The organism is Mycobacterium sp. P4_H6, from assembly GCF_056400845.1.
Window position 1 is genome coordinate 1 of the sequence record NZ_JBFUKN010000107.1, and the last position, 20454, is coordinate 20454.

At 68.2% G+C, this 20454-nt stretch carries 21 protein-coding genes; 9 read left to right on the top strand and 12 right to left on the bottom strand.

The genetic code is table 11. The features are described 5' to 3' along the window. The 4 genes from AC1DTF_RS28615 to AC1DTF_RS28630 all read right to left on the bottom strand — a co-directional run. On the bottom strand, nt 1-146 hold a 146-nt coding region (locus AC1DTF_RS28615; RefSeq protein WP_477476510.1), incomplete at its 3' end, for a YceI family protein. A gap of 71 nt (nt 147-217) precedes the next feature. Continuing rightward, nucleotides 218-769 carry a DUF2231 domain-containing protein gene (locus tag AC1DTF_RS28620; RefSeq protein WP_477476500.1) on the bottom strand — a complete coding sequence of 184 codons (552 nt, stop codon included), beginning with the start codon at nt 767-769 and terminating at the stop codon, nt 218-220. A 36-nt stretch (nt 770-805) separates the two neighbouring features. Further along, nucleotides 806-3574 (bottom strand): helix-turn-helix transcriptional regulator, encoded by a 2769-nt coding sequence (locus AC1DTF_RS28625; protein ID WP_477476501.1) that lies wholly within the window; start codon nt 3572-3574, stop codon nt 806-808. 43 nt (nt 3575-3617) lie between these two features. Continuing rightward, a complete protein-coding gene (locus AC1DTF_RS28630) occupies nt 3618-6194 on the bottom strand; it encodes a bifunctional FO biosynthesis protein CofGH (protein ID WP_477476511.1) in 2577 nt (858 codons plus the stop codon). A gap of 240 nt (nt 6195-6434) precedes the next feature. Here AC1DTF_RS28630 and AC1DTF_RS28635 point away from each other — a divergent pair, with 240 nt between their 5' ends. Further along, nucleotides 6435-7532: a hypothetical protein gene (locus AC1DTF_RS28635; protein WP_477476502.1), complete on the top strand. Its 1098-nt coding sequence runs from the start codon at nt 6435-6437 to the stop codon at nt 7530-7532. A gap of 40 nt (nt 7533-7572) precedes the next feature. Here AC1DTF_RS28635 and AC1DTF_RS28640 read toward each other — a convergent pair whose 3' ends face one another. Together AC1DTF_RS28640 and mshB are read right to left on the bottom strand one after the other, a co-directional pair. Then, a complete protein-coding gene (locus AC1DTF_RS28640) occupies nt 7573-8013 on the bottom strand; it encodes a hypothetical protein (RefSeq protein ID WP_082613997.1) in 441 nt (146 codons plus the stop codon). Nucleotides 8014-8101: 88 nt separating this feature from the next. Then, nucleotides 8102-8953: an N-acetyl-1-D-myo-inositol-2-amino-2-deoxy-alpha-D-glucopyranoside deacetylase gene (gene mshB, locus AC1DTF_RS28645; protein ID WP_082613996.1), complete on the bottom strand. Its 852-nt coding sequence runs from the start codon at nt 8951-8953 to the stop codon at nt 8102-8104. 17 nt (nt 8954-8970) lie between these two features. On the opposite strand from mshB, the gene AC1DTF_RS28650 reads away from it, so the two are divergent. After that, nucleotides 8971-10206, top strand: coding sequence for a chloride channel protein (locus AC1DTF_RS28650; RefSeq protein ID WP_057165779.1), 1236 nt, complete (start codon nt 8971-8973; stop codon nt 10204-10206). Here AC1DTF_RS28650 and AC1DTF_RS28655 read toward each other — a convergent pair. After that, entirely contained in the window at nt 10193-12076 is a 1884-nt protein-coding gene (locus AC1DTF_RS28655) for an ABC transporter family substrate-binding protein (RefSeq protein WP_477476503.1), read from the bottom strand. The genes AC1DTF_RS28650 and AC1DTF_RS28655 overlap by 14 nt on opposite strands. A 29-nt stretch (nt 12077-12105) precedes the next feature. Further along, nucleotides 12106-14019, bottom strand: a complete 1914-nt coding sequence (gene typA / locus AC1DTF_RS28660) for a translational GTPase TypA (protein ID WP_477476504.1) — start codon at nt 14017-14019, stop codon at nt 12106-12108. Between the two features lie 55 nt (nt 14020-14074). Between typA and AC1DTF_RS28665 the strand changes: the two genes are divergently transcribed. From AC1DTF_RS28665 to AC1DTF_RS28675, 3 genes are all read left to right on the top strand, one after another. Continuing rightward, nucleotides 14075-14236, top strand: coding sequence for a hypothetical protein (locus AC1DTF_RS28665; protein ID WP_105365278.1), 162 nt, complete (start codon nt 14075-14077; stop codon nt 14234-14236). Nucleotides 14237-14318: 82 nt separating this feature from the next. Next, on the top strand, nt 14319-14585 hold the full coding sequence (locus AC1DTF_RS28670) for a hypothetical protein (protein ID WP_057165777.1): 267 nt from the start codon (nt 14319-14321) through the stop codon (nt 14583-14585). 301 nt (nt 14586-14886) lie between these two features. After that, nucleotides 14887-15237 (top strand): hypothetical protein, encoded by a 351-nt coding sequence (locus tag AC1DTF_RS28675; RefSeq protein WP_302032409.1) that lies wholly within the window; start codon nt 14887-14889, stop codon nt 15235-15237. Between the two features lie 9 nt (nt 15238-15246). Here AC1DTF_RS28675 and AC1DTF_RS28680 read toward each other — a convergent pair whose 3' ends face one another. Continuing rightward, on the bottom strand, nt 15247-15636 hold the full coding sequence (locus AC1DTF_RS28680; protein ID WP_477476505.1) for a (deoxy)nucleoside triphosphate pyrophosphohydrolase: 390 nt from the start codon (nt 15634-15636) through the stop codon (nt 15247-15249). Between the two features lie 27 nt (nt 15637-15663). On the opposite strand from AC1DTF_RS28680, the gene AC1DTF_RS28685 reads away from it, so the two are divergent. After that, nucleotides 15664-15948: a 4a-hydroxytetrahydrobiopterin dehydratase gene (locus AC1DTF_RS28685; protein ID WP_477476506.1), complete on the top strand. Its 285-nt coding sequence runs from the start codon at nt 15664-15666 to the stop codon at nt 15946-15948. On the opposite strand, the gene AC1DTF_RS28690 is transcribed toward AC1DTF_RS28685, so the two are convergent. Continuing rightward, nucleotides 15893-17044, bottom strand: a complete 1152-nt coding sequence (locus AC1DTF_RS28690; protein WP_442928676.1) for a mannosyltransferase — start codon at nt 17042-17044, stop codon at nt 15893-15895. The two genes, AC1DTF_RS28685 and AC1DTF_RS28690, sit on opposite strands and share 56 nt — an antisense overlap. A 218-nt stretch (nt 17045-17262) precedes the next feature. On the opposite strand from AC1DTF_RS28690, the gene AC1DTF_RS28695 reads away from it, so the two are divergent. Both AC1DTF_RS28695 and AC1DTF_RS28700 read left to right on the top strand, forming a co-directional pair. Then, on the top strand, nt 17263-17832 hold the full coding sequence (locus tag AC1DTF_RS28695) for a hypothetical protein (RefSeq protein WP_477476507.1): 570 nt from the start codon (nt 17263-17265) through the stop codon (nt 17830-17832). A gap of 44 nt (nt 17833-17876) precedes the next feature. Next, nucleotides 17877-18869: an Rv1157c family protein gene (locus AC1DTF_RS28700; protein ID WP_477476508.1), complete on the top strand. Its 993-nt coding sequence runs from the start codon at nt 17877-17879 to the stop codon at nt 18867-18869. A gap of 84 nt (nt 18870-18953) precedes the next feature. Here AC1DTF_RS28700 and AC1DTF_RS28705 read toward each other — a convergent pair whose 3' ends face one another. Beyond that, nucleotides 18954-19103, bottom strand: coding sequence for a DUF1059 domain-containing protein (locus AC1DTF_RS28705; RefSeq protein WP_082613994.1), 150 nt, complete (start codon nt 19101-19103; stop codon nt 18954-18956). A 32-nt stretch (nt 19104-19135) separates the two neighbouring features. Here AC1DTF_RS28705 and AC1DTF_RS28710 point away from each other — a divergent pair, with 32 nt between their 5' ends. Continuing rightward, complete coding sequence (locus AC1DTF_RS28710) at nt 19136-19789, top strand: nitroreductase family protein (protein ID WP_057165989.1); 654 nt, start codon at nt 19136-19138, stop codon at nt 19787-19789. A 29-nt stretch (nt 19790-19818) separates the two neighbouring features. Here the strand turns inward: AC1DTF_RS28710 and AC1DTF_RS28715 are convergent, their stop codons facing one another. After that, nucleotides 19819-20400, bottom strand: coding sequence for an HhH-GPD-type base excision DNA repair protein (locus AC1DTF_RS28715; protein ID WP_477476509.1), 582 nt, complete (start codon nt 20398-20400; stop codon nt 19819-19821). Between the last annotated feature and the right edge of the window lie 54 nt (nt 20401-20454).

The following is a 20454-nucleotide window of genomic DNA, read 5'->3' on the forward strand; positions in this document are numbered from 1 at the left end:
GCCACCGTGACGGCGCCCTCGAAGCTGTCGAACGTGCCGCGAACCTTGCTCACCACCAGGTGACGGACCGAAAAGTTCACCGAGGAATGCACCGGGTCGAGGGCCCAGGTACCTGCGGTCAGGTCGGTGGCTACTGCTGCGGTCATGAGATCTCCTTGCTCAGCGGGCGCGGCCTTCCCGACACCCTCACCAGGAGTAAACGGACTATGGTCCGATTTCATTCCGCGATGGTGCCCCACTTCGCTTCCGCTCCCGAATGGCCGATCAGAACCACACCGACCACCGATGACACACCGACCACCACGGCGAGCACTGCCGCGACCACCGCGAGCGCTCTGCCCGGTTTCTCGGCCCGCGACTCCCTCAGGTGTTGGACAGCCTGCAGGATCGCCACGAGCAGCAGGCCGACCGCGAAGTAGATCATCCATTCGCCGCGCTCCTCATGCAGCTCGAGGATCGGGCGGTGTTCGCTCTCGCGGTCGTAGAGCCACTGGCCCGCCGATGCTGTAATCGGCGTGAGCACTGCAACGCAAACCGCCAACGCCAACGCCAACCACACCAACCGACTGCGCGCGGCCCGCGAGAATGCGTCAAGAACAAGGAGAACCGCCGTCAACGGTGCCAACACGACGACACCGTGCACCAGCAGCGCATGGGCAGGGATACCCGCGATGGTATTCATGACACTCCTGGGTTCGGCGACAACCCAAGATACCGACAGCAGCGCACGTGAGACACCTGAAAGCCAAATCGCCACAACAAATTTCACTCATGCACGGTTAGGGAAGCCTAGGCTCAGGCGGTTTCATTCAGTCCAGGACACGGTGCGCAGCTGTCGCCGGGACGTGATGCCCAGCTTCACGAACACCTTGCGCAAATGCCATTCGACGGTGTGCGCGCTGATGAACAACTGCGCACCGATCTCGGAATTGGTCAGGCCGTCGCGGGCCAGCCCGGCGATCTGCGCCTCTTGCGCCGTCAGCCCGTCACCCGATTTCAGGGGTTGCTTGCGCACCTTCTCCCCCGTCGCCACCAGTTCGCGGCGCGCGCGTTCGGCGAATCCCTGCGCCCCCATCCTCGTGAAGGCGTCGTGGGCGGCGCCCAGCTGGCTGCGCGCGTCATTGCGCCGGTTGACCCGGCGCAGCCACTCGCCGTAGGACAGTCGCGCCCGGGAAAGGTGCAGGGCGATGTCAGCACGTTCGAGCCGCTCGATCGCCTCCACGAACTTGGCCTCGGCGGCGGCGCCATCCGCCAGGAGGGCCTGCGCCGCCGCTACCGCCCCCAGCCCCCAATCGGTTCCGCTGGCGCCCGCGCGTTCCTCCAGTCTCGGCAGCGCGTCGGCGGCGGTGTCACGGTCACCCACGTGCGCGGCGGCCTCGATCAGTTCGTACAGGCACCAGCTGTGAAACCCGAGATCCTCGTATTCGCAACAGCGACGGGCCGCAGACAGCGCCTCCTCGTAACGACCGAGTCCGTTGTACAGCACGGCGCTGCAGAACGCGGCCAGCCCGAGCAGTCGCCCTTCACCTCTGGCCGCACCATCGGCGGCAGCCGCCTCGATGATGCCAACAGCGTCCTCGGGTACCCCACTCCAGGCGGCCAGGTTCAGCGAGTGATAGCGCACCGGCGCATTGCCCATGGCCGCGGTGATCGATGCCGACTCTTCGATGAGCCTTGCTGCGGAACCGAATTCGCCACGATAGAAATGCACGCCGGCCCGATAGCCGAGCGCCGGCGGGAGCGCCGCCAGTGCTCCCGCATCTCGGGCCCGGCCCAGGATGCCGGTCGCGATGCGTTCGAGGACCTCGTCGTCCCACATCTCGTGCGCGGCAGATTCCTGCGCGATGGGAAACGGCCAGTACAGCCAGCGGCCCGGATTCTGCTGCGCCGTGGCGTTCCACAATTCCTGGGCGGTACGTAGATCGACGGATCCGGCGCCGGGACCATCGATGATCCGCGCGGCCATACCGCGGAGCAGATAGTCGATCGGCCGCTGCAGATCGGTGAGCCGTCCGACCGCGCCGGCGCCCGCTGCGGCCACCTCGTGCAGCAGCGTCGGTGCACCGAGTCGCCCGGCGTACATCGCGCCCGTCAGCGCCTCCAGGTAGGTCTCCCTGGCCAGCTCGTCGTCGAGGCCGTCGAGTTCCTTTGCCGCGCTGAGCAACTGTGCACTGGCATCCCCGACGGTGGGAGCTCCCGACGCTCCTGCCCTGCTGCGCACGAAATCCATCTGTGCCCGCATCCGGGCCACCTGTCCCTGTTGCAGCGCAGTGAGCGGTGCGGACTCTGCGATCGCCAACAGCGCGTAGGCCGCATCGGGAGAGGCCGCTTCGCGTTTGGCCTGAGCGGCCGCGATCGCCCGCGATCCGCGTAACTGCGGATCGATCGTGAGGACGGTGGCGCGCTCCAAAAATGCTGCCGCGGCGGCCATTCCACCCCGGTTCTGAGCCCGGTCCGCCGAGATCTCCAACTCGGCGGCCACCGTGTCGTCGGGGCCGGCCGCGGCGTTGGCGGCGTGCCAGGCCCGACGGTCGGGGTCGGCCTGCGAATCCGTCGCCGCAGCCAGTGCCCGATGGACGACGCGGCGTTCGGAGAGATCGGCGGCGCGGTAGGCGGCCGAGCGCATCAGCGGGTGCTGGAACCGCATCTTGGGCCCGAATTCGATGAGACCGGCGGCTTCTGCGTGGGCCAGCGCGTCGATGGGCACCGCCAACTCGGCTGCCGCCCGCAGGAACAACGCCGCATCGCCGACCGGCTCGGCTGCGGCGACCAACAGGAGTTGCCGGGTGTCGGGGGGCATCGCCTGGATGCGGGCAACGAAACCGTCCTCGATCGCCGTGGTCGTGGAGCGGCGGCCGGAGAGCCAGAACCCGCCGGCCAATTCGGTGGAGGACACGCTGCGCGGCACATCCAGGATCGCCAGCGGCAGGCCACGGGTCTCCGCGACGATGCGGTCACGGACCGACGGATCGATACCGCCGATCAGCACCGATTCCAGCAGTTCCCGCGCCGCGGCGTCGGAGAGCACGCTCACGGTGTGGTCGGGCAGACCGGCCAGCACATCGGGATGGCCGCTCCGGACGGCGAAGACCATCGCCACCTGTTCGGCCAGCAGCCGGCGCGCCACGAAGGCCAGCGTCTGCACCGACACCTGATCCAGCCACTGCGCGTCGTCCACGATGCACAGCAGCGGACGTTCGGCGGACGCGGCCGCCATCAGGCTCAGCACCGCCAAGCCGACCAGGAACCGGTCGGGCGCAGGGCCTGCGCCGTACCCGAACGCGACGTCCAGCGCCTCGCGCTGGGGCTGCGGCAAAACGTCCAGGTGGCCCATCAACGGTATGCACAGCTGTTGCAGGCCGGCGAACGCGAGTTCCATGTCTTCCTGGACGCCGGCCACCCGCATCGCGTTGAACCCGGCGGCCCGCTCCGACACGTACTCCAGGAGTGCGGTTTTGCCGACGCCGGCCTCACCGCGCAGCACGAGAACCTGGCTGCTACCCGAACGGGCTTGCGCCGTCAGGTTGTCCAGGACGGCGCGATCACGGTCGCGGCCGCGCAGCATGATGGACATGGCGAAGATCGTAGCGACCGGGTGGGTACCGGGTTGGACGAGCTCAGGCGGCCAGCGGTGTGTACGTGGTGGAGCGCTGCCGGGCCGGCCGGCCGATGCCCTCGGCGATCGCCGTCAGCTCCTCGACCGATTTGGCCGACCCGTTCTCCGAACCCGCCATCCGCGAGATGGTCTCTTCCATCAAGGTGCCGCCCAGGTCGTTGGCGCCACCGTTGAGCATCACCCGGGTGCGCTCGACACCCAGCTTCACCCAACTGGTCTGGATGTTGGAGATCCTGCCGTGCAACATGATCCGTGCCAGTGCGTGCACCGCGCGGTTGTCGCGGTGCGTGGGGCCCGGCCGCGCGCCACCGGCCAGGTAGAGCGGGCTGGACTGGTGCACGAACGGCAGCGGCACGAACTCGGTGAAACCACCGGTGCGGTCCTGGATGCCGCGCAGGACATTGAGGTGACCCACCCAGTGCTTGGGGGTGTCGACATGGCCGTACATCATCGTCGAACTCGAGCGCAGCCCGACCTCGTGCGCGGTGCTGATCACGTCGATCCATTCCGAGGTGGGCAGTTTGCCCTTGGTGAGCACCCAGCGCACCTCGTCATCGAGGATCTCGGCGGCGGTGCCCGGGATCGACCCGAGACCGGCTTCGCGCAGGCTGGTCAGCCACTCTCGCAGCGAGAGTCCGCTGCGGGTGACGCCGTTGGAGATCTCCATCGGGGAGAACGCGTGCACGTGCATCGAGGGCACCCGGGCCTTCACCGCGCGCACCAGGTCGGCGTAGCCGGTGACCGGCAGTTCGGGATCGATCCCGCCCTGCATGCAGACCTCGGTGGCGCCGGCGACGTGGGCCTCCCAGGCCCGGTCGGCGACCTCACCGGTGGACAGTGAGAACGCATCGGCGTCGCCCTTGCGCTGCGCGAACGCGCAGAACCGGCAGCCGGTGTAGCAGATGTTGGTGAAGTTGATATTGCGGTTCACCACGTAGGTCACGTCATCGCCGACGACGTCGCGCCGAAGCGAGTCCGCCAGTGCGGCAACGGCATCCAGCGCCGGTCCATCGGCCGTCGCCAGCGCCAGATATTCGTCGTCGCTGCATTCGCCGGGATTTCGTTCGGCGGCCCGCAACGCGGCCAACACATCGGTGTCGATCCGTTCCGGGGCGCGGGCGGCGAGTTCGGAGACCTTCTCCCGGATGGACTCCCAGTCACCGAATGCGCTGTCGAGGTCGCTGCGGGTCTCGGTGAGCCGCCCCTCGGAATCGATCGCCTCATGCAGATCGGTCCGGCCCAGGGATTCGGCGGCCTCGTCGGGCTCCTGCCACGGCCGGCCCACCGGATTCACATCCAGTGCCAACCCGGTGTCCGGGTCGGCCAGCGCATCGACATGCCCGCGGACCCGAGGGTCGATCCAGGCCGCACCGGCCTGGACGTACTGCGGTTGCGCGGTGAGCCGCTGCACCAGGTCGTATCCCGCGTCCGCGGTCACCGACGCCAGGTCGTCGAGGTTGGGCCACGGCCGCTCGGGGTTGACGTGGTCGGGGGTCAGCGGTGACACGCCACCCCAGTCGTCCACACCGGCACCGATCAGCGCCAGGCATTCCTCGCGCGACACCAGGTTCGGCGGTGCCTGGATCCGCATCTTGGGGCCCAGCACCAGTCGGGTCACCGCGATGGTGGCCAGGAAGTCGTCGATCCCCGCGTCGGGCACCCCGGCCATGGCGGTGTGGTCCTTGGCCCGGAAGTTCTGCACGATGACTTCCTGAACATGCCCGAACGACTTGTGCGACTTACGGATGGCGTGCATCGTCTCGGCACGCTCGAGCAGCGTCTCACCGATACCGACCAGCAGTCCGGTGGTGAACGGTACGGACAACCGGCCGGCGTCGTCCAGCGTGCGCAGCCGGACCTCGGGATCCTTGTCCGGGCTGCCGTAGTGGGCCAGGCCCTTGGTCTCGAAGAGTCGCCGCGACGTCGTCTCCAGCATCATGCCCATCGACGGCGCAACGGGTTTCAGCCGCGACAGCTCGGTCCAGCTCATGACGCCGGGGTTGAGGTGCGGCAGCAGCCCGGTTTCCTCCAGCACCCGGATGGCCATCGCGCGCACGTAATCCAGTGTGGAATCGTAGCCGCGTTCATCGAGCCACTGCTTGGCTTCGGGCCAGCGCGCCTCGGGGCGATCACCGAGGGTGAATAGCGCTTCCTTGCAGCCCAGCTCCGCCCCCTGGCGGGCCACCTCGAGGATCTCGTCGGGCTCCATGAACATGCCCTTGCCCTCGGCGCGCAACTTGCCGGGCACCGTCACGAACGTGCAGTAGTGGCATGTGTCCCGGCACAGGTGGGTCACCGGGATGAAGACCTTGCGGGAGTAACTGACCGGCAACCTGCCGGTGGCGCCGCGGCGTCCGGCGGATTCCAGACCGGCGTCACGCACCCGGGCCGCGCTGGCGCACAGGTCGGCCAGATCCTCGCCGCGCGCGGTCATCGCCAGGGCGGCTTCGTCCACGTTGAGGGCGACGCCGTCGCGGGCGCGGCGAAGTACGCGCCGCAGGGCGGCCGGGTTGGACTTCGGCGGGACCACCGGGCTGGGCAGATCGGAGCCGTGCTGGGGGTTCAGAGCCACTCCCATGTAACCCCGGCGTGGACGCGGATCATCCACGCGTCTCACTATCTGAAACAGATGCGCCTGGCATAGGGGTCACGATAGCCGCCGCCGAGCAGTGCGACACGAACCACGTCCCTTCCCGCTGTCGAATAGGCCTTCTGACGACTGACGGTCCCGTAAGTTGATCCCCGATACTTCTGAATCGGAGGTGCTGGTGCCATGGAATTTTCGGTTCGCTCTAGCCTCACCACAGCGGTTGCCGCCGTGTCGGCCGTGGCCATCGCCGCCGCCCCGTCGGTTGCCGAACCCAGCCCTCACCCGGCCTCCGTTGCGGCGGTCCCGCAGGTGCGGGTCGTCGCGCAACCCGTGCAATTGAGCGCCGCCGCCGCGCCACTGACCACGGCATCGGTGGCCGACCTTCCGAATCTTCTCACCGACTTCGTGCAGCGCATCGTGGTGCCGCCGAGTTCTTCGGCGTCGTTCCCCAGCCCGGAGTTCCCGCCGGTCGTCGTCGGGAATTCGCTGAGCAGCGGCATAAAGAACATCTACAACGCCGTCGAGCCGTGGGTGGAGTGGGGCTTCGAGGTGGCCGCCTACGCCGTGGGCTGGGTTCCCTGGGTGGGCTGGCTCTCCCCGCAGATCATGATCTTCTACTACCTGGGTGAGCGCATCGTCCAGAGCATCACCTTCAACATCGCCGACTGGATCGGCGGGTCGGTGTCCTTCGTGCAGGGCCTGCGCAACGTCGCCGTCGACACCATCAACTCGTTCATCTACTTCGCCAACGACCAGTTGGCGTTCTGGTTGCCGCCACTGCCGCCGATCCCGCCGATCGGTGGCGGTCTGCTGACAACAGCGCAGACCGCTGAGCTGAATCTGGCCGGGGCACGCACCGCCGCGCGAGGCCCGGCGGCCGTCGACACGGCGCTCTCCGGTGAGGTCACCGACGGAGACGGTCCACAAGAGGAGTCCGAGACGCCGCCCGCCGAGCCACCGGCCGAGGAACCCGTACAGACCCCGGGGGACCCGATCGACACCGAACCCGAAGACGTCGAGCCTCAGCAGCCCGTGGAGACACCCGCTGCCGACCTCGACCCCTCCGACGAAGAAGACCTCACGGACGAGGACACCGAGCTGGACGTGGACGTCGAGCAGGACGTGGACGTCGAGGACACGACCGACGCCGACGCCGACGTGGACACCGAGAAGCCGGACACCGTGAAGGACGATCCCGGACCCGATCCGAAAGCCGACAGCGACCCGGACGACAAGACCGACACCAAGCCGGACACCAAGCCCGATACGAAGAACGACGCCAAGCCCAGCCCCAAGAACGACTCCGGCTCAGGCTCCGACCAGTAGCCCTCGGCGATTTGTGCGCAATCTGTAAGGGTGGTGAGCGTTACCGATCGCGCACAGGTCCCGCGGATCGCAGCACCGCGGCGGCGGGCAGCGCCCCCACCGCGATGAGTAGCAGCGCCGCGTAGGCCATCACGCCGACGCCGCCGAACACCAGATCATCGCCGGGGCCGCCGAAGGTCAGCGCGAGCACCGTGATCAACCAGGTCCACAGCGGCAGCGCCGCGATGCGCGTCGACGTGGTCCAGTGCAGGGCCGCCCAGACCAGGGCGGCGTTCAGCGCGCCGCTGATCAGCATGCTGATGGGAAACGGCACCGAGCCCAGCCGGAGTGGCAGCAGAAATGCCGCCGCCAGAGCGGACAACACGCCATCGAGGGCGAGCACAGAAAGAACGACGGGCGGCAGCCAGGCCGGCCCGTCGAGACGCGCGGCTGTCAGGTCGGGATGCTGTCGAGCAGCGCGACCAAGGAGCCGACCACCCACTGAAAGTTGTCGGCGCGGTCCTGTTGATGCTGCAGGTTGGGATCCAAATCCGGGTCCATGTCGCAGACCTTACCGCGTCCGCGTCCCGCTATCGGAGATTCAGCCCTGCCAATAGGTCGGTCTCGATACCGTCGCCGCCTCGCTCCCCTGCGGCCAGCACGAAGTGCTCGACGCCCCACAGCGGCAACGCGATGTTGTTGGACAGCGCCATCGACCGGCCGTCCGGCGCCACCTTGACCTGAGTGGCGTGCGCTCTCAGCGCAGCGGCCTTGGCCGGCAACTGGACCGACGCATCGATGATCGCGTCGACCCGGTCATCGGGGAACGCGAAGGAGAAATCTTCGGGCTTGATCACGATCCAGTCCTGCGGGGGCTCGCCGATATTGCGGAAGCCGTCGATGAACCCGGACGCCGCCAGCACCGCCCAATAGAACTTCGGCACCGCCCAGGCCAGGTCCGCGCAGGCGGCCACAGCAGCGGTGCTGAGCTCGTGCACCCGGACGTGGTCGGGGTGGCCGTAGCCGCCGTTGGGGTCGTAGCCGACGACGACGTGCGGCCGGAACTCCTGGATGACGGCGACCAGTTCGGCGACGGGCTCCTCCAACGGTGCGTCCACGAACCGCTGCCGGTGCCGGGCGGGGGTGCCGGGCATCCCCGAGTCGCGCCAGCGTCCGGCGCCGCCCAGATAGTGCGGTTCCCCCGCGCCGAGCGCGGACAGGGCCGCGGTGAGTTCGGTGACCCGGTACCCGCCGAGTTGGTCGGCGGCGTCGACCGCGAGGCCGGCCCAGCGCTCGCCGATCACCTCGCCCTCCTCGCCCATGGTGCAGGTGACGACCCGAACCTCGGCGCCCTGAGCGGCGTAGTGCGCGATGGTCGCGCCGGTGATCAGCGATTCGTCGTCGGGATGGGCATGGACAAAAAGTAGCCGCGGTGTCTCCACTCCCCTAGGTTTACCGTGTGTCGCCAGCGGACGCGAGGAGCAGGCGTCGAGTACTGGAATTCGGCTGCGCGGTCATCGCGATCGGTCTGCTCGCCGGCGTCGCGGGTATCGCGACGACGCTGCTGCTGCACGGCATCGAGCACCTGACGTATCACTACAGCTTCGGCAGCCTGCTCGACGGCGTCGATGACAGCGGGCACGTCCGTCGTGCCGTCGGCCCGATGATCGGTGGCGCACTGGCCGGGCTGGGCTGGTGGTTGTTGCGCCGGCACGCGGCCGTCCCGAAACTGTCGACCACCATCGCCGCGCACCGGCCGCTGCCCCGGCTGTCGATGGCGATCGACGCCGTCCTGCAGGTCGTCGTCGTCGGAGCCGGTGCCTCGCTGGGCCGCGAGGGGGCACCGCGCCAGTTGGCCGCCGTCTTCGGTGATGCCGCGATGTCCCGGTGGGCGCTGACCGCACGCGACCGGGAGATCCTGCTGTCCTGCGCGGCCGGGGCGGGCCTGGGCGCGGTGTACGGCGTGCCGCTGGGCGGCGCCTTGTTCAGCATCAGCATCCTGCTGCACAGCTGGCATCCGAGGGTGGTCGGCACGGCCCTGATCACCTCGAGTCTCGGCGTCGCGGTCGCGTCTCCGGTCACCCACCTGGAACACTCACTGCACTGGCCGGACGCGAGCCTGTCCTATCTGTTCGCCGGACTGGCGTTGGTCATCGCGCCGCTCGCGGTCGGCGTCGGCATCGCGTTCAACCGGATCACCGCAACGGCGAAAACTCCTGCTGCGTCATGGGTTCTCATTCCCGGGATCGCCGCCGCCGGCTTGCTCACCGGCATCTGCTCCATCTGGTGGCCGGAACTGCCCGGCAACGGCCACAGCATCCTGGTGGTGAGTATCGACAGCGATCTGACCATCACCGCCGCGCTGGCGATTCTTGCGCTCAAACCCGTACTGACGGCACTGTTTCTGCGTGCCGGCGCGGTGGGCGGGCTGCTCACCCCGGCGCTGGCGACCGGCGCCGCGGCGGGATCTGTTGCCGCACTGGCGCTCAACGAGTTCACCGACCTGCATGTCAATGTCGCCGCGGTCGCACTCACCTGCGCTGCGGGGGTGTTGGCGATCACCCAGCGCGCGCCGGCGTTCGCGGCGCTTTTCGTCTGGGAACTCGCGCATCCACCGGTGTGGATGCTCGCGGTGTTCGCGATCGCGGCCTACGCCGCCCACGAGATGTGGCGTCGAACCGTCAGGGCTGCTTGACCCATTGCCCGGCGTCGCCGACGATCCCGACCGGTACCGGACCGGTCAAACTGACCCCGGACACCCGCGGGCCGGCGGCCACGATGGTGGTGTCCTGCAGGATCGGCAGCACCGTCGACAGATTCCACAACCGGGGTTCGACGGCATCGATCACCTTGCCGATCTCCTCGGTGCCGCGCAGGGCCGCATCGATTCTCGGCTGGATGCTGCGGTCACAGATGCCGGTGAGGTTACTCGGGGCCTGCACCAATTCGCCTGTGCTCTCCGGTGTCTCGGGGGCCTCGGCGCCGGTGGTCGTCGGCGTCGGGGCCGGCGGCGCGGACGTGACGGTGCTCGAAGTCTTCGGCGGGGTGGTGGTGGCGGTGACGCTGGGTGCGGGCGTCACGGTGGACACCGGGGTTGCCTCCAGCGCGGGGCACCCGTAGCGCGATGCCAGCGCGGTGGCCAGATCGCCTCCGGCGCTGTGCCATCCGACGACTGCGTCGATCGAATTGTTGACCATGGCGTCGCTGTAGAGGGCCACTGGGTCCAGCGCGGACACCGACGCGGCGATGCCGACATTGCGCAACTGGTCTGCCGCGGTGTTGGCCACAGCTATCGACGTCGGGTCGTTGGCGGCCACACCGAGAACGATCGTCAGGGGCTCACCGTCTTTGGTGATCTGGCCGCGGGCCTCGTCCGGCCCCGGGGTGCCCGGCGTCGTCGTCTCCGGTGTCTCCACCGGCTGCACCTGGTAGCCGGCATCGGCCAGTAGGCCGAGCGCCGCCTCGGTGGTGATGGCCGGCGGTGCGGTCGGCACATAACCGGGATCCGACGGTGTGCGCACCTGCGCCTGCGCCAGGGTCACGGTGTTGTCGGATCCGGCGCCGACGGCGGCCAGCAGATCGACGTCGAGCAGACCGAAAACCGCTCGGCGGACCAGCAGATCGGTCAGGGCGGGCTGCTGGGCGCGCAGCGTCAGTTGCATGACCCGCGGCCCGACGATGCGGTCGGTGCGCACATCCGGGATGGCCGACAGTTGCGCGAACGCCGCCTGCCCGCCGTGCACCTGGGCCACCTGGGTGTCCCCGTTGCGAATCGAATCAGCCAGCGCGGCAGGCGATCCCGCGCGCCGGAACAGGATCTGATCCGGCTTGGCCGGCTCGCCCCAGTAGCGGTCGTTGCGGGCGAGCAGGATCTCGTCGCGCTGTGGATCGATGTTGTCCACCCGGAACTGGCCGCCGGTGACCGGCAGCGCTCGGGCCAGCCCCGCACCGAAACCGCCGGGCACGTCCTTGACGATATGGGCGGGCAGGATGTCGTTGAACAGCTCCCGCCACGCCGGGTAGGGCTGGGAGAAGGTGACGACCGCGGTCTTGCCGCCTTCCACCGACTGCACACCGGTGATGAGGTCATAGCCGGCCGGGTCGACAACTCCCGGGTGGCTGACCATCTGCCGCCACAGGTACCAGTAGTCGTCGGCGCCGATCGGTGCGTTGTCGGTCCAGGCCGCCTCGGGCCGGATCTTGTAGGTGACGGTGAACGGGTTCTCACCGGTCACCTCCGCCGAGACCAGCAAGGTGGGGTCCATCGCCCAGCGCGAGCCGGTCGGCGTCGCCGCATCGGCGATCGGGCGGAACGAACTCGGCAGCACAAGCGAGGAGATCGCGGCATTCACCGGGGACTGATCGGACAGCAGGTGCGGATTGAAGCCGGCGCCGATCGCGTCGATGGCCATGATGATCTGCATGGCCTTGGCCGGCGCGGGCGGCGGCGTCGACACCGTCTCGGTGCTCTGCGGCGCCGGCGGCGGACTCACCGTGCAACCGGCCAGCACCAGCGCCGACAGCACTGCCACGAGCACGAAGAAGCGGTGTCGGGCTGACGGCACGAGATTCAGGGTATCGGGCCGGTCCAAGCTCAGGAGTTCTGCTGCTTGGCGCGCGACTTCGCCCTGGCCCGCAGGCTCGCGGTGAGCTCAAGCTTGCGCACCCGCACGATCTCCGGCGTGACCTCGACGCACTCGTCCTCGGCGCAGAACTCCATGGCCTGCTCCAGGCCGAGCTCCAGCGGGCGGGCCAGCGTCTCGAAGACGTCCGCGGTCGAGGACCGCATGTTGGTCAGCTTCTTTTCCTTGGTGGCGTTGATGTCGAGGTCCTCGGCACGCGGGTTGATGCCCACGACCTGACCCTCGTAGGTGTCCTGGCCCGGCTCGACGAAGAACTGTCCGCGATCAGCGAGCTGAGTCATGGCGAACGGCGTGATCTTGCCGGTGCGGTCGGAGACCAGCGAGCCGGTGTGACGGGCCCGGATCTCGCCGGCCCAGGGACGGTAGCCCTCGAACACCGCGTTGGCGATGCCGGTACCGCGGGTGATCGTCAAGAAGTCGGTGCGGAACCCGATCAGGCCACGGCTGGGCACGATGAAGTCCATCCGGACCCATCCGGCGGCATGGTTGGTCATGTCTTCCATGCGGCCCTTACGGGCGGCCATCAGCTGGGTGATGGCGCCGACGAACTCCTCCGGGGTGTCGATGGTCATCGCCTCGAACGGCTCGTGCAGCTTGCCGTCGATGGTCTGGGTGACCACCTGCGGCTTGCCGACGGTCAGCTCGAAGCCTTCGCGGCGCATCTGCTCGACCAGGATGGCCAGCGCGAGCTCACCACGGCCCTGCACCTCCCAGGCGTCCGGACGGCCGATGTCGACGACCTTGATCGAGACGTTGCCGACGAGTTCGGCGTCCAACCGGCTCTTCACCATGCGCGCGGTCAGCTTGTGCCCGGACACCTTGCCGGCCAGCGGCGAGGTGTTGGTGCCGATGGTGACCGAGATCGCGGGCTCGTCGACGGTGATGCGCGGCAGCGCGTGTGCGTGCTCGATGTCGGCCAGCGTGTCGCCGATCATGATCTCGGGCATACCGGCCACCGCGACGATGTCGCCGGCGATCGCCTCATCGGTCGGGGTCCGCTCGACGCCGACGGTGACGAGCAGTTCGGTGATCTTGGCGTTGGTGATGACCGGATGGCCGTCCACCTCGCGCATCCAGGCCACCTGCTGGCCCTTCTTCAGCTTGCCCTTGTAGATGYGGACCAGTGCGAGACGACCCAGAAACGCCGATGCGTCCAGGTTGGTCACCAGCGCCTGCAGCGGGGCCTCCGGATCGCCCTGCGGCGGCGGGATGTGCTCCATCAGCACATCGAAAAGCGGGTCGAGGTTCTCACCGTCGGGGTTTTCGCCGTTGGCGGGCTCGGTGGTGCTGGCGATGCCCGCGCGTCCCGAGGCGTACAACACCGGCAGACCGAGAGCGAACTCGGCGGCCGTCTGCGCCTCGGCGTCGAGGTCAGAGGCGACATCGAGCAGCAGGTCGTGGCTCTCGGAGACGACCTCGGCGATCCGTGCGTCCGGGCGATCGGTCTTGTTGACCACCACGATCACCGGCAGGTGCGCGGCCAGCGCCTTGCGCAGTACGAAACGGGTCTGCGGCAGCGGGCCCTCGGATGCGTCGACCAGCAGCACGACACCATCGACCATGGACAGGCCGCGCTCCACCTCGCCACCGAAGTCGGCGTGGCCCGGGGTGTCGATGACGTTGATGACCGTCATGGATCCGTCGGGGTTCTGGCGATGCACCGCGGTGTTCTTGGCCAGGATGGTGATGCCCTTTTCCTTCTCCAGGTCACCGGAGTCCATCAGGCGTTCGATGGCATCATCACCGCGGTGCGACAACGCACCGGATTGCCGCAGCATTGCATCGACCAGGGTTGTCTTACCGTGATCGACGTGCGCGACGATGGCTACGTTGCGAAAGTTCGGGCGAGAATCCACGTAGGGCATTGTCGCAGTGCGAGTACCCGATCACGAAAACGAGTGAATCCAGCGGAAGGCGTGAGTGAAGAAGCTGCTGTCGGCCAAGCCGAAGAAGAAGTGTTGCCGCAGCAAGCCGCGCTGCAAGAAGTGCCCGCTGGTATTGCACAAGGTGCAGAAGGCCGCGCACAACGGAATGCGCGGYAAGGACCTGGAGAAGGTGTACAAGCTCGCCCGAAAGACGTAATGAGCTGGGTTGATACCTGTTCCTGACGCCGCGGCGAGCGTACGGTTGAGATACCCGCCGGGCGTGGTTGGAGGTATCGGTCATGACGGTTTACGAAGTGCTCACCGTGACGGTGATCGTGGTGCTGGCGCTCGCGGCAACAGCGGCGATCTATCTCGGTTTACTCAACTGGCTGGGCGCCGCGTACGTCGTCCGGTGTGCCGCATGTCACCATCTGACGCTGTCGTCGGCCAGGGACCCGCAGGCTTCCTGCCCGCATTGCCGGCATCCGGCGCTGCTGCACCCGATCTATACGGCGGGCCACCGCGGCCAGCCGGTACGCGTGGTCGGCGACCGACTCCGCTACTAGTGCGATTTGTGGAGTTCTCGTAGGACTCTTTCCGACGAGAACGCCACAAACCGGCCGCCGAAAATCTTCGGAAACTCTCAGCTTCCTTCAATTAACTTGTACGTCAATACTTTTCGTTGCCTCTCCGCCGGCCGCGACGCCGCCAAAGCGCTTGCGTAAGAAATCAATTGGTAACGTTCGGCACTGCTGCGCGATGTACCGAGCGACCAGAGCGGTCCGCTGTGACGAAGGGTTTGTGCCGATGCCTGTGACCTCCCGGAACCACTCCCCAGGTCGCTGCGCTCCTGCCCGCCGGAGCCTTGTGCGTATCGCCACCAAGCTGACCGTCCTCGGCATCGGCGCCGCCGCCGTCGCCGCGGCCTATGTGACCGTCGGCGTGGCGACCGCGAGCGCCGAGGTCACCGAGGTCGCCCCGCGGCCCAACGTGAGCAGCCGGCAGGCCGTCCTCGTCGACAAGAACGCCCTTCGGCGGTCGGGTCAGGGCGTGGCCCGCGGCGCGGGCGCCGAGAACCGGCGCGCCGGCAGCGGCGGCGTCATGGCCCAGGGCGAGATCCGCGACAGCGTGATCGCGGTGCCCGGCACCTCATCGGCCCCGTTCGGGGTCCGGGCCAACGGCGAGTTCCGACAGGGCGCACCCATCGGCAGTTGGTGACCGTCCACCTCAGACCCGCAATGCCGCGGCCAGATCCGGTAACCAGCCCCGGTCGGCAGGCACCCAGGACAGGTCGTCCAACTCGGCGACGCGCACCCAGCGCAACGCGTGATGGTCATGCGGCAGTGGACTGCCCGACGCGCAGGTGACGAGGTAGGCGCGCAAGGTCATCTCGTTCGCCAGTGCCACGTCGGCTCCCAGGCGGGCGCCCACGGTGACCTCGATGCCGAGTTCTTCCCGGAGTTCACGTACCAGCCCGTCGGCGTCGCTCTCTCCGTCGGCGACCTTGCCACCTGGCAACTCCCACAGACCGGCCAGCTCGGGCGGTCTTTTTCGCTGCGCGACCAGCAACGCACCCTGTGAAATGAGTGCTCCCGCAACGACGATCCGCCCAGCCATCGCGGTTGACGGTATACCGTCGAGAACATGGCTGTGTTAACCAACGACCAAGTCGACGCCRCACTGCCCGATCTGAACGGCTGGGAACGGGCCGACGGCGCGCTGCGCCGCTCGATCGAGTTCCCGGCGTTTTTGGAGGGGGTCGACGCCGTCGGCCGCGTCGCCGAGTTGGCCGAGCAGAAGGATCATCACCCCGATATCGACATTCGTTGGCGGACCGTGACTTTCGCTCTCGTCACGCATTCCGCCGGCGGTATCACCGAGCAGGATCTGGAGATGGCGAAGGCCATCGATCAGTTGCTCGGCACGTAGCGAGCCATCCCAAGGTGGCCAGGGTGGCCACCGGATACACCATGCCCGCCCAGGCAAGGTGCCACGGGCGTTCGATCTCCCAGATGGTCGGCTGCGCGAAGCTCAGCAGCCACGGCACCCCGACCAGGGTCAGCGCCAGCCACCCCCAGCCCAGGACGCGGGCGCCGAGGCGTTCTCGCACCGGCCCGTGCAGCAGCCAGATCATCAACGGGATCAGCCACACCCAGTGATGCGTCCACGAGATCGGTGAGAGCAGCAGCCCGAACAACTGGACCGTGACGATGCCCCCGAGCCGGTCCGCGGTGCCGATGGCCCGCCACGCCAGCAGCGCCAGCACCGCGGTCAGCACCAACGCGGCGATCACGATGGGGCCGTACCCCGCGTCATGGCCGAGGATCCGCGAGATGGCGCCGCGCCAGGACTGGTTGAACGAGGTGCCGATGGGACCAACGCGGCGCGCGTCGCCCAGCAGATCGGTGAAGTAGTAGCGGGCCTGGTCGCCGACCACCAGTGCCGACACGCCGACGGTGGCCAGGAAGACCACGGCGGAGAACACCGCCACACCCCACCGACGCACACCGACGAAGTACAGACCCGCGACGGCCGGGGTGAGTTTGACGCCGGCGGCCAACCCGACCAGTAGCCCCGACAACCACCATCGGCTACTCTGCACCGCCCACAGCACCGCGAGCACCAGCAGCACGTTGATCTGGCCGTAGTCGAAGGTACTGCGCAGCGGCTCGGTCCAGATGCCGACCGCGGTCCACAGCATCGCCGGACGCAGATCGGTGAGCCCGAGCAGGCGCAGGCTGATCCGCACCACGCCGTACAGCGCGGCGAAGATGCCGAGCTGCCAGATGAGGGCCACCACGCCGAACGGCAGCAGGCTCAGCGGGTAGAACACCACCGCCGCGAACGGCGGGTAGGTGAACGGCAGCGGGAAGTCCGGCGTCTGCTCGGCGTAGACGTAGTCGTAGAGCGCGCCGGGATGCTCCAGGGTGTCCGCGCCGCCGACGTAGACGTGCAGGTCGACGAAGTTGGCGCCGTTGGGGACCAGGTAGGTCCAGGCGAGCCGCGCGGCGATGCTGACCACCATCAACAGCGGCGCCCAGCGATACAGCTGTGCCGTCGGACCGGTGTCGCGAATGGTGTCTACGGGTCCGACTCTAACGACCGGCGGGGCGCTCGCCCTTCCGGTCACCATCGGCGCACACCTCCGTAACGGTTGGATAAATGCCACTCTTGTCACTTGAGTAACACCAGTAACTCCGTACCTTCGGTCTGAGACGTGCCGTCAACGAAATGGGGAGACTCGTGTCACCAATCAGAAAAGCGTTTGCCGCCAGCGTGATTGCCGGAGCAGGCGCCGTCGCCACCGCCCTGATGCTCAGCCCGAGCGCTGCTGCCGAGCCGGCTCCGCCGGCGCCGCCCGCACCCGCGCCCGCCATGCCGAACATCCCGTTCATGAACCAGCTCGCCGGCCTGCCGGCCGCCGCGCCGGGACTCATCCAGGGACTCGCCTCGGCGTTCACCGGTGGCGGTGGACAGTCGACCCTTCCGGTCGATCCGATCACCCCGTCCGCTCCGCCGGTCGCCAGCGCCTCGCTGAACCTGCCGCAGGCGCCGGGCGTGGCCACCGCGCTGCCCGCCGCGGCGGCTGCCGCACCGGCCGTGGCCGGTGTGCAGAACATCGTCCCGGAGGGCCTGGCATCGCTGATCCCGGCCGGCACCCCGCTCGCGGGTCTGCTGCCGCAGACCGGTGCTGCTGCCCCGGCCGCGGCGCCGGGCATCCCGGCAGCACCAGGCATGCCTGCCGCGTCGCCTGCCGACGCGGCAGCCCAGTCACTGGTGCCGATGTTCCTGCCGGTCTCCGCGCTGCCCTGATCGCCGGCCGTACCCGTCACCGAACAACTCACCAGGGGGAAGTCATGCCATCGATCCGGACAATGTTGACCAGCACCACGGCCTGTGCGCTCGTGGCACTGGGCAGCGGAGTCGCGATCCCTGCCCATGCCGAACCGGCAGCGCCGATGCCGCTGCCGATCAACGGTTTGCAGGCACCGGGGCTCCCGGCGATGGAGACTCTCGGCCCGGCCATCCAGCAGGCTGCTGCTGATCCGGGCAATGCCGCATCGATGCTCATGGCCGCTGCCGCCGCGTTCGCCGGAAACGCGGCGGCGCCGTCCGATTCGCTGAATGTCGCGTCCGCGGTGAACCAGTTCGTGTCCGAGCCGCAGGCACATGTGCCTGCGGCCGGCGCGGGCGTGGAGGCGCATCTGCCCGCAGGTGTGGACCCGGCCTATTCCGTCGGTCCCGTGCCCATGGCGGTGCCCACCGCACCCGAGGCCGTCGTCCCGCCGGTCGACGCGCCGGCAMCGGCCCCCGAAGCCGTTCCCGCCCCGGCTCCCGCTCCCGAGGCCGCGTCGCTGGCAGTGCCCGCCCCGGAGGCAGCACCCGCACCGGGTCCCGCGCCGGCGCCCGCCCCCGGCACGATGCCGGACTTCGGTCCCGACGCGCCGACCACCCAGGACTTCATGTACCCGTCGATCAGCAATGGCTGCGGCGTCGACGGGGGCAATGTGCTGGCCACGGCGATCTCGGTTGCCGGCCCCGCGAAGATCCCCGCGCCCGGCCCGGTCGCCGGCCAGACGGCCTACGTGTTCACCGCGGTCGGTACCCCCGGCCCCGCGGCCGAGCAGAAGCTGCCGCTGAACGTGACATGGGTGAACCTGACCACCGGCAAGTCCGGTACCGCGACGCTCAAGCCGCAGGCGGACATCAACCCCGCCGGACCGACCACGCTGACCGCCATCGCCGAAACCGGTTCGGGCAGCATCATGTCGACGATCTTCGGTCAGGTCAGCACGACCGAGAAGCAGTGCCAGTTCATGCCCACCATCGGTTCGACGGTGGTGCCGTAACGGGCGTCTCGATCAACGCGAGCGTGCACTCAGATCGTGATTCTGCTCAGATTCGCGATCTGAGTGCACCGTCGCGACGGTGCGCTAGTACGCCATGAAGAGGATCATCTCGCGGTCGTATTCACGGCCGGGATGAGACTCCGAAAGGTGGGTCTGCGCCTTTTCGACGAGATCGTCTTCGCTCTCACCTTGAATCGCCTCGCCGCACGGGCAGTTCAGATGTGTCTTAGCCATATGTCCACAATCGCATACGCATGATGGTGAGCATGGACATCTACCACGTTATGCGCACAACTGGGGCGGTCCGTGTCTTCACCGGCGAACCGTTGCCCGACGAAACGCTGACCCGGATTCTCGACAACGCCCGGTTCGCACCGAGCGGCGGGAACCGGCAGGGCACCCATATCGTGGTGGTTCGCGATCCCGCCACCAAGGAGGCTCTCGCCGAACTCACCGACACCGGGTTCCGACGCTATATCGCCCAGCAACGCAACGGGGAGAGCCCCTGGAACCCGCTGCACCCCATGGGTGTGTCGGCCGAGGACCTGGCGGCGGTGCGCGTCCCGCGCGCGGCCCAATTGCTGGACGCCGATGTGGCGCTGGTGATCTGCGTCGATCTCGGAGTGGTGGCGGCCTTCGATCAGGACCTCGATCGCATCGGCCTGGTGGCGGGGGCGTCGGTCTACCCGCTGGTGTGGAACATCCTGCTCGCCGCCCGCAACGAGGGCTTCGGTGGCGTGCTCACCACGATGGTGGTGCCCGAGGAGCCCACGGTGAAAGAACTGCTCGGTATCCCCGCGGACTACGCGATCGCCGCGGTGGTGCCGCTGGGCAAGCCGGTCAAGCAGTTCACCAAGCTGACCCGCAAACCGGTTTCGGAGTTCGTCACCCGGGAGCGGTTCGACGGGCCCGCGTTCTAGGCTTTCGCAGCCTTGGCGGTGCCGATGGCTCAGGCCTGCTTCGCAGCCTTCGCGGCCGCTTTCATCTTCTTCTTGTAGGCCCGAACCTCCTGCAGCGATCCGAGGTCGACGACATCGGCCACCGACATGTGCGTGCCGGCCTTGCCGTAGTCCCCCGCCGCGGTGCGCCAACCCTTGGGCGTCACCCCGTACTGCTTGCCCAGCAGCGCGAGGAAGATCTTGGCCTTCTGCTCGCCGAATCCCGGCAGCCGCTTGAGCCGTCGCAGCACCTCGGCGCCATCGGGCTCGCCGCCGGTCCACAGAGCGGTGACGTCACCGTCGTAGTCGTCGACGATCGCCTGGGCCAGCGCCTGCACCCGCTTGGACATCGACCCCGGGAAGCGGTGAATGGCAGGGGTTTCAGAACACAGCGCGATGAACTCGTCGGGGTTGTAGTCGGCGATCTGGCGGGCGTCGACCGCGCCGATACGGTCGGCGATCTTCTTCGGCCCGGCGAATGCCGTCTCCATCGGGATCTGCTGATCGAGCAGCATCCCGACCAACAGTGCGAAGGGATTGGCCTCGAGCAGGGCGTCGGCCGCGGGTTCCTGGACAAGCTGAAGTTTTCCCACGTCACCAGTTTAAGGTGACTTCAAGATCGCGGATGCGTCGCAGCGGTATCCCTG

What these genes read in the sequence shown, in the direction of transcription:
- AC1DTF_RS28625 (WP_477476501.1), bottom strand. Translation starts at nt 3,574, where the DNA reads ATGTCCATCATGCTGCGCGGCCGCGACCGTGATCGCGCCGTCCTGGAC.
- AC1DTF_RS28630 (WP_477476511.1), bottom strand. Translation starts at nt 6,194, where the DNA reads ATGGGAGTGGCTCTGAACCCCCAGCACGGCTCCGATCTGCCCAGCCCG.
- AC1DTF_RS28670 (WP_057165777.1), top strand. Translation starts at nt 14,319, where the DNA reads ATGACGGTTTACGAAGTGCTCACCGTGACGGTGATCGTGGTGCTGGCG.
- AC1DTF_RS28680 (WP_477476505.1), bottom strand. Translation starts at nt 15,636, where the DNA reads ATGGCTGGGCGGATCGTCGTTGCGGGAGCACTCATTTCACAGGGTGCG.
- AC1DTF_RS28690 (WP_442928676.1), bottom strand. Translation starts at nt 17,044, where the DNA reads ATGGTGGTCAGCATCGCCGCGCGGCTCGCCTGGACCTACCTGGTCCCC.
- AC1DTF_RS28705 (WP_082613994.1), bottom strand. Translation starts at nt 19,103, where the DNA reads ATGGCTAAGACACATCTGAACTGCCCGTGCGGCGAGGCGATTCAAGGT.
- AC1DTF_RS28710 (WP_057165989.1), top strand. Translation starts at nt 19,136, where the DNA reads ATGGACATCTACCACGTTATGCGCACAACTGGGGCGGTCCGTGTCTTC.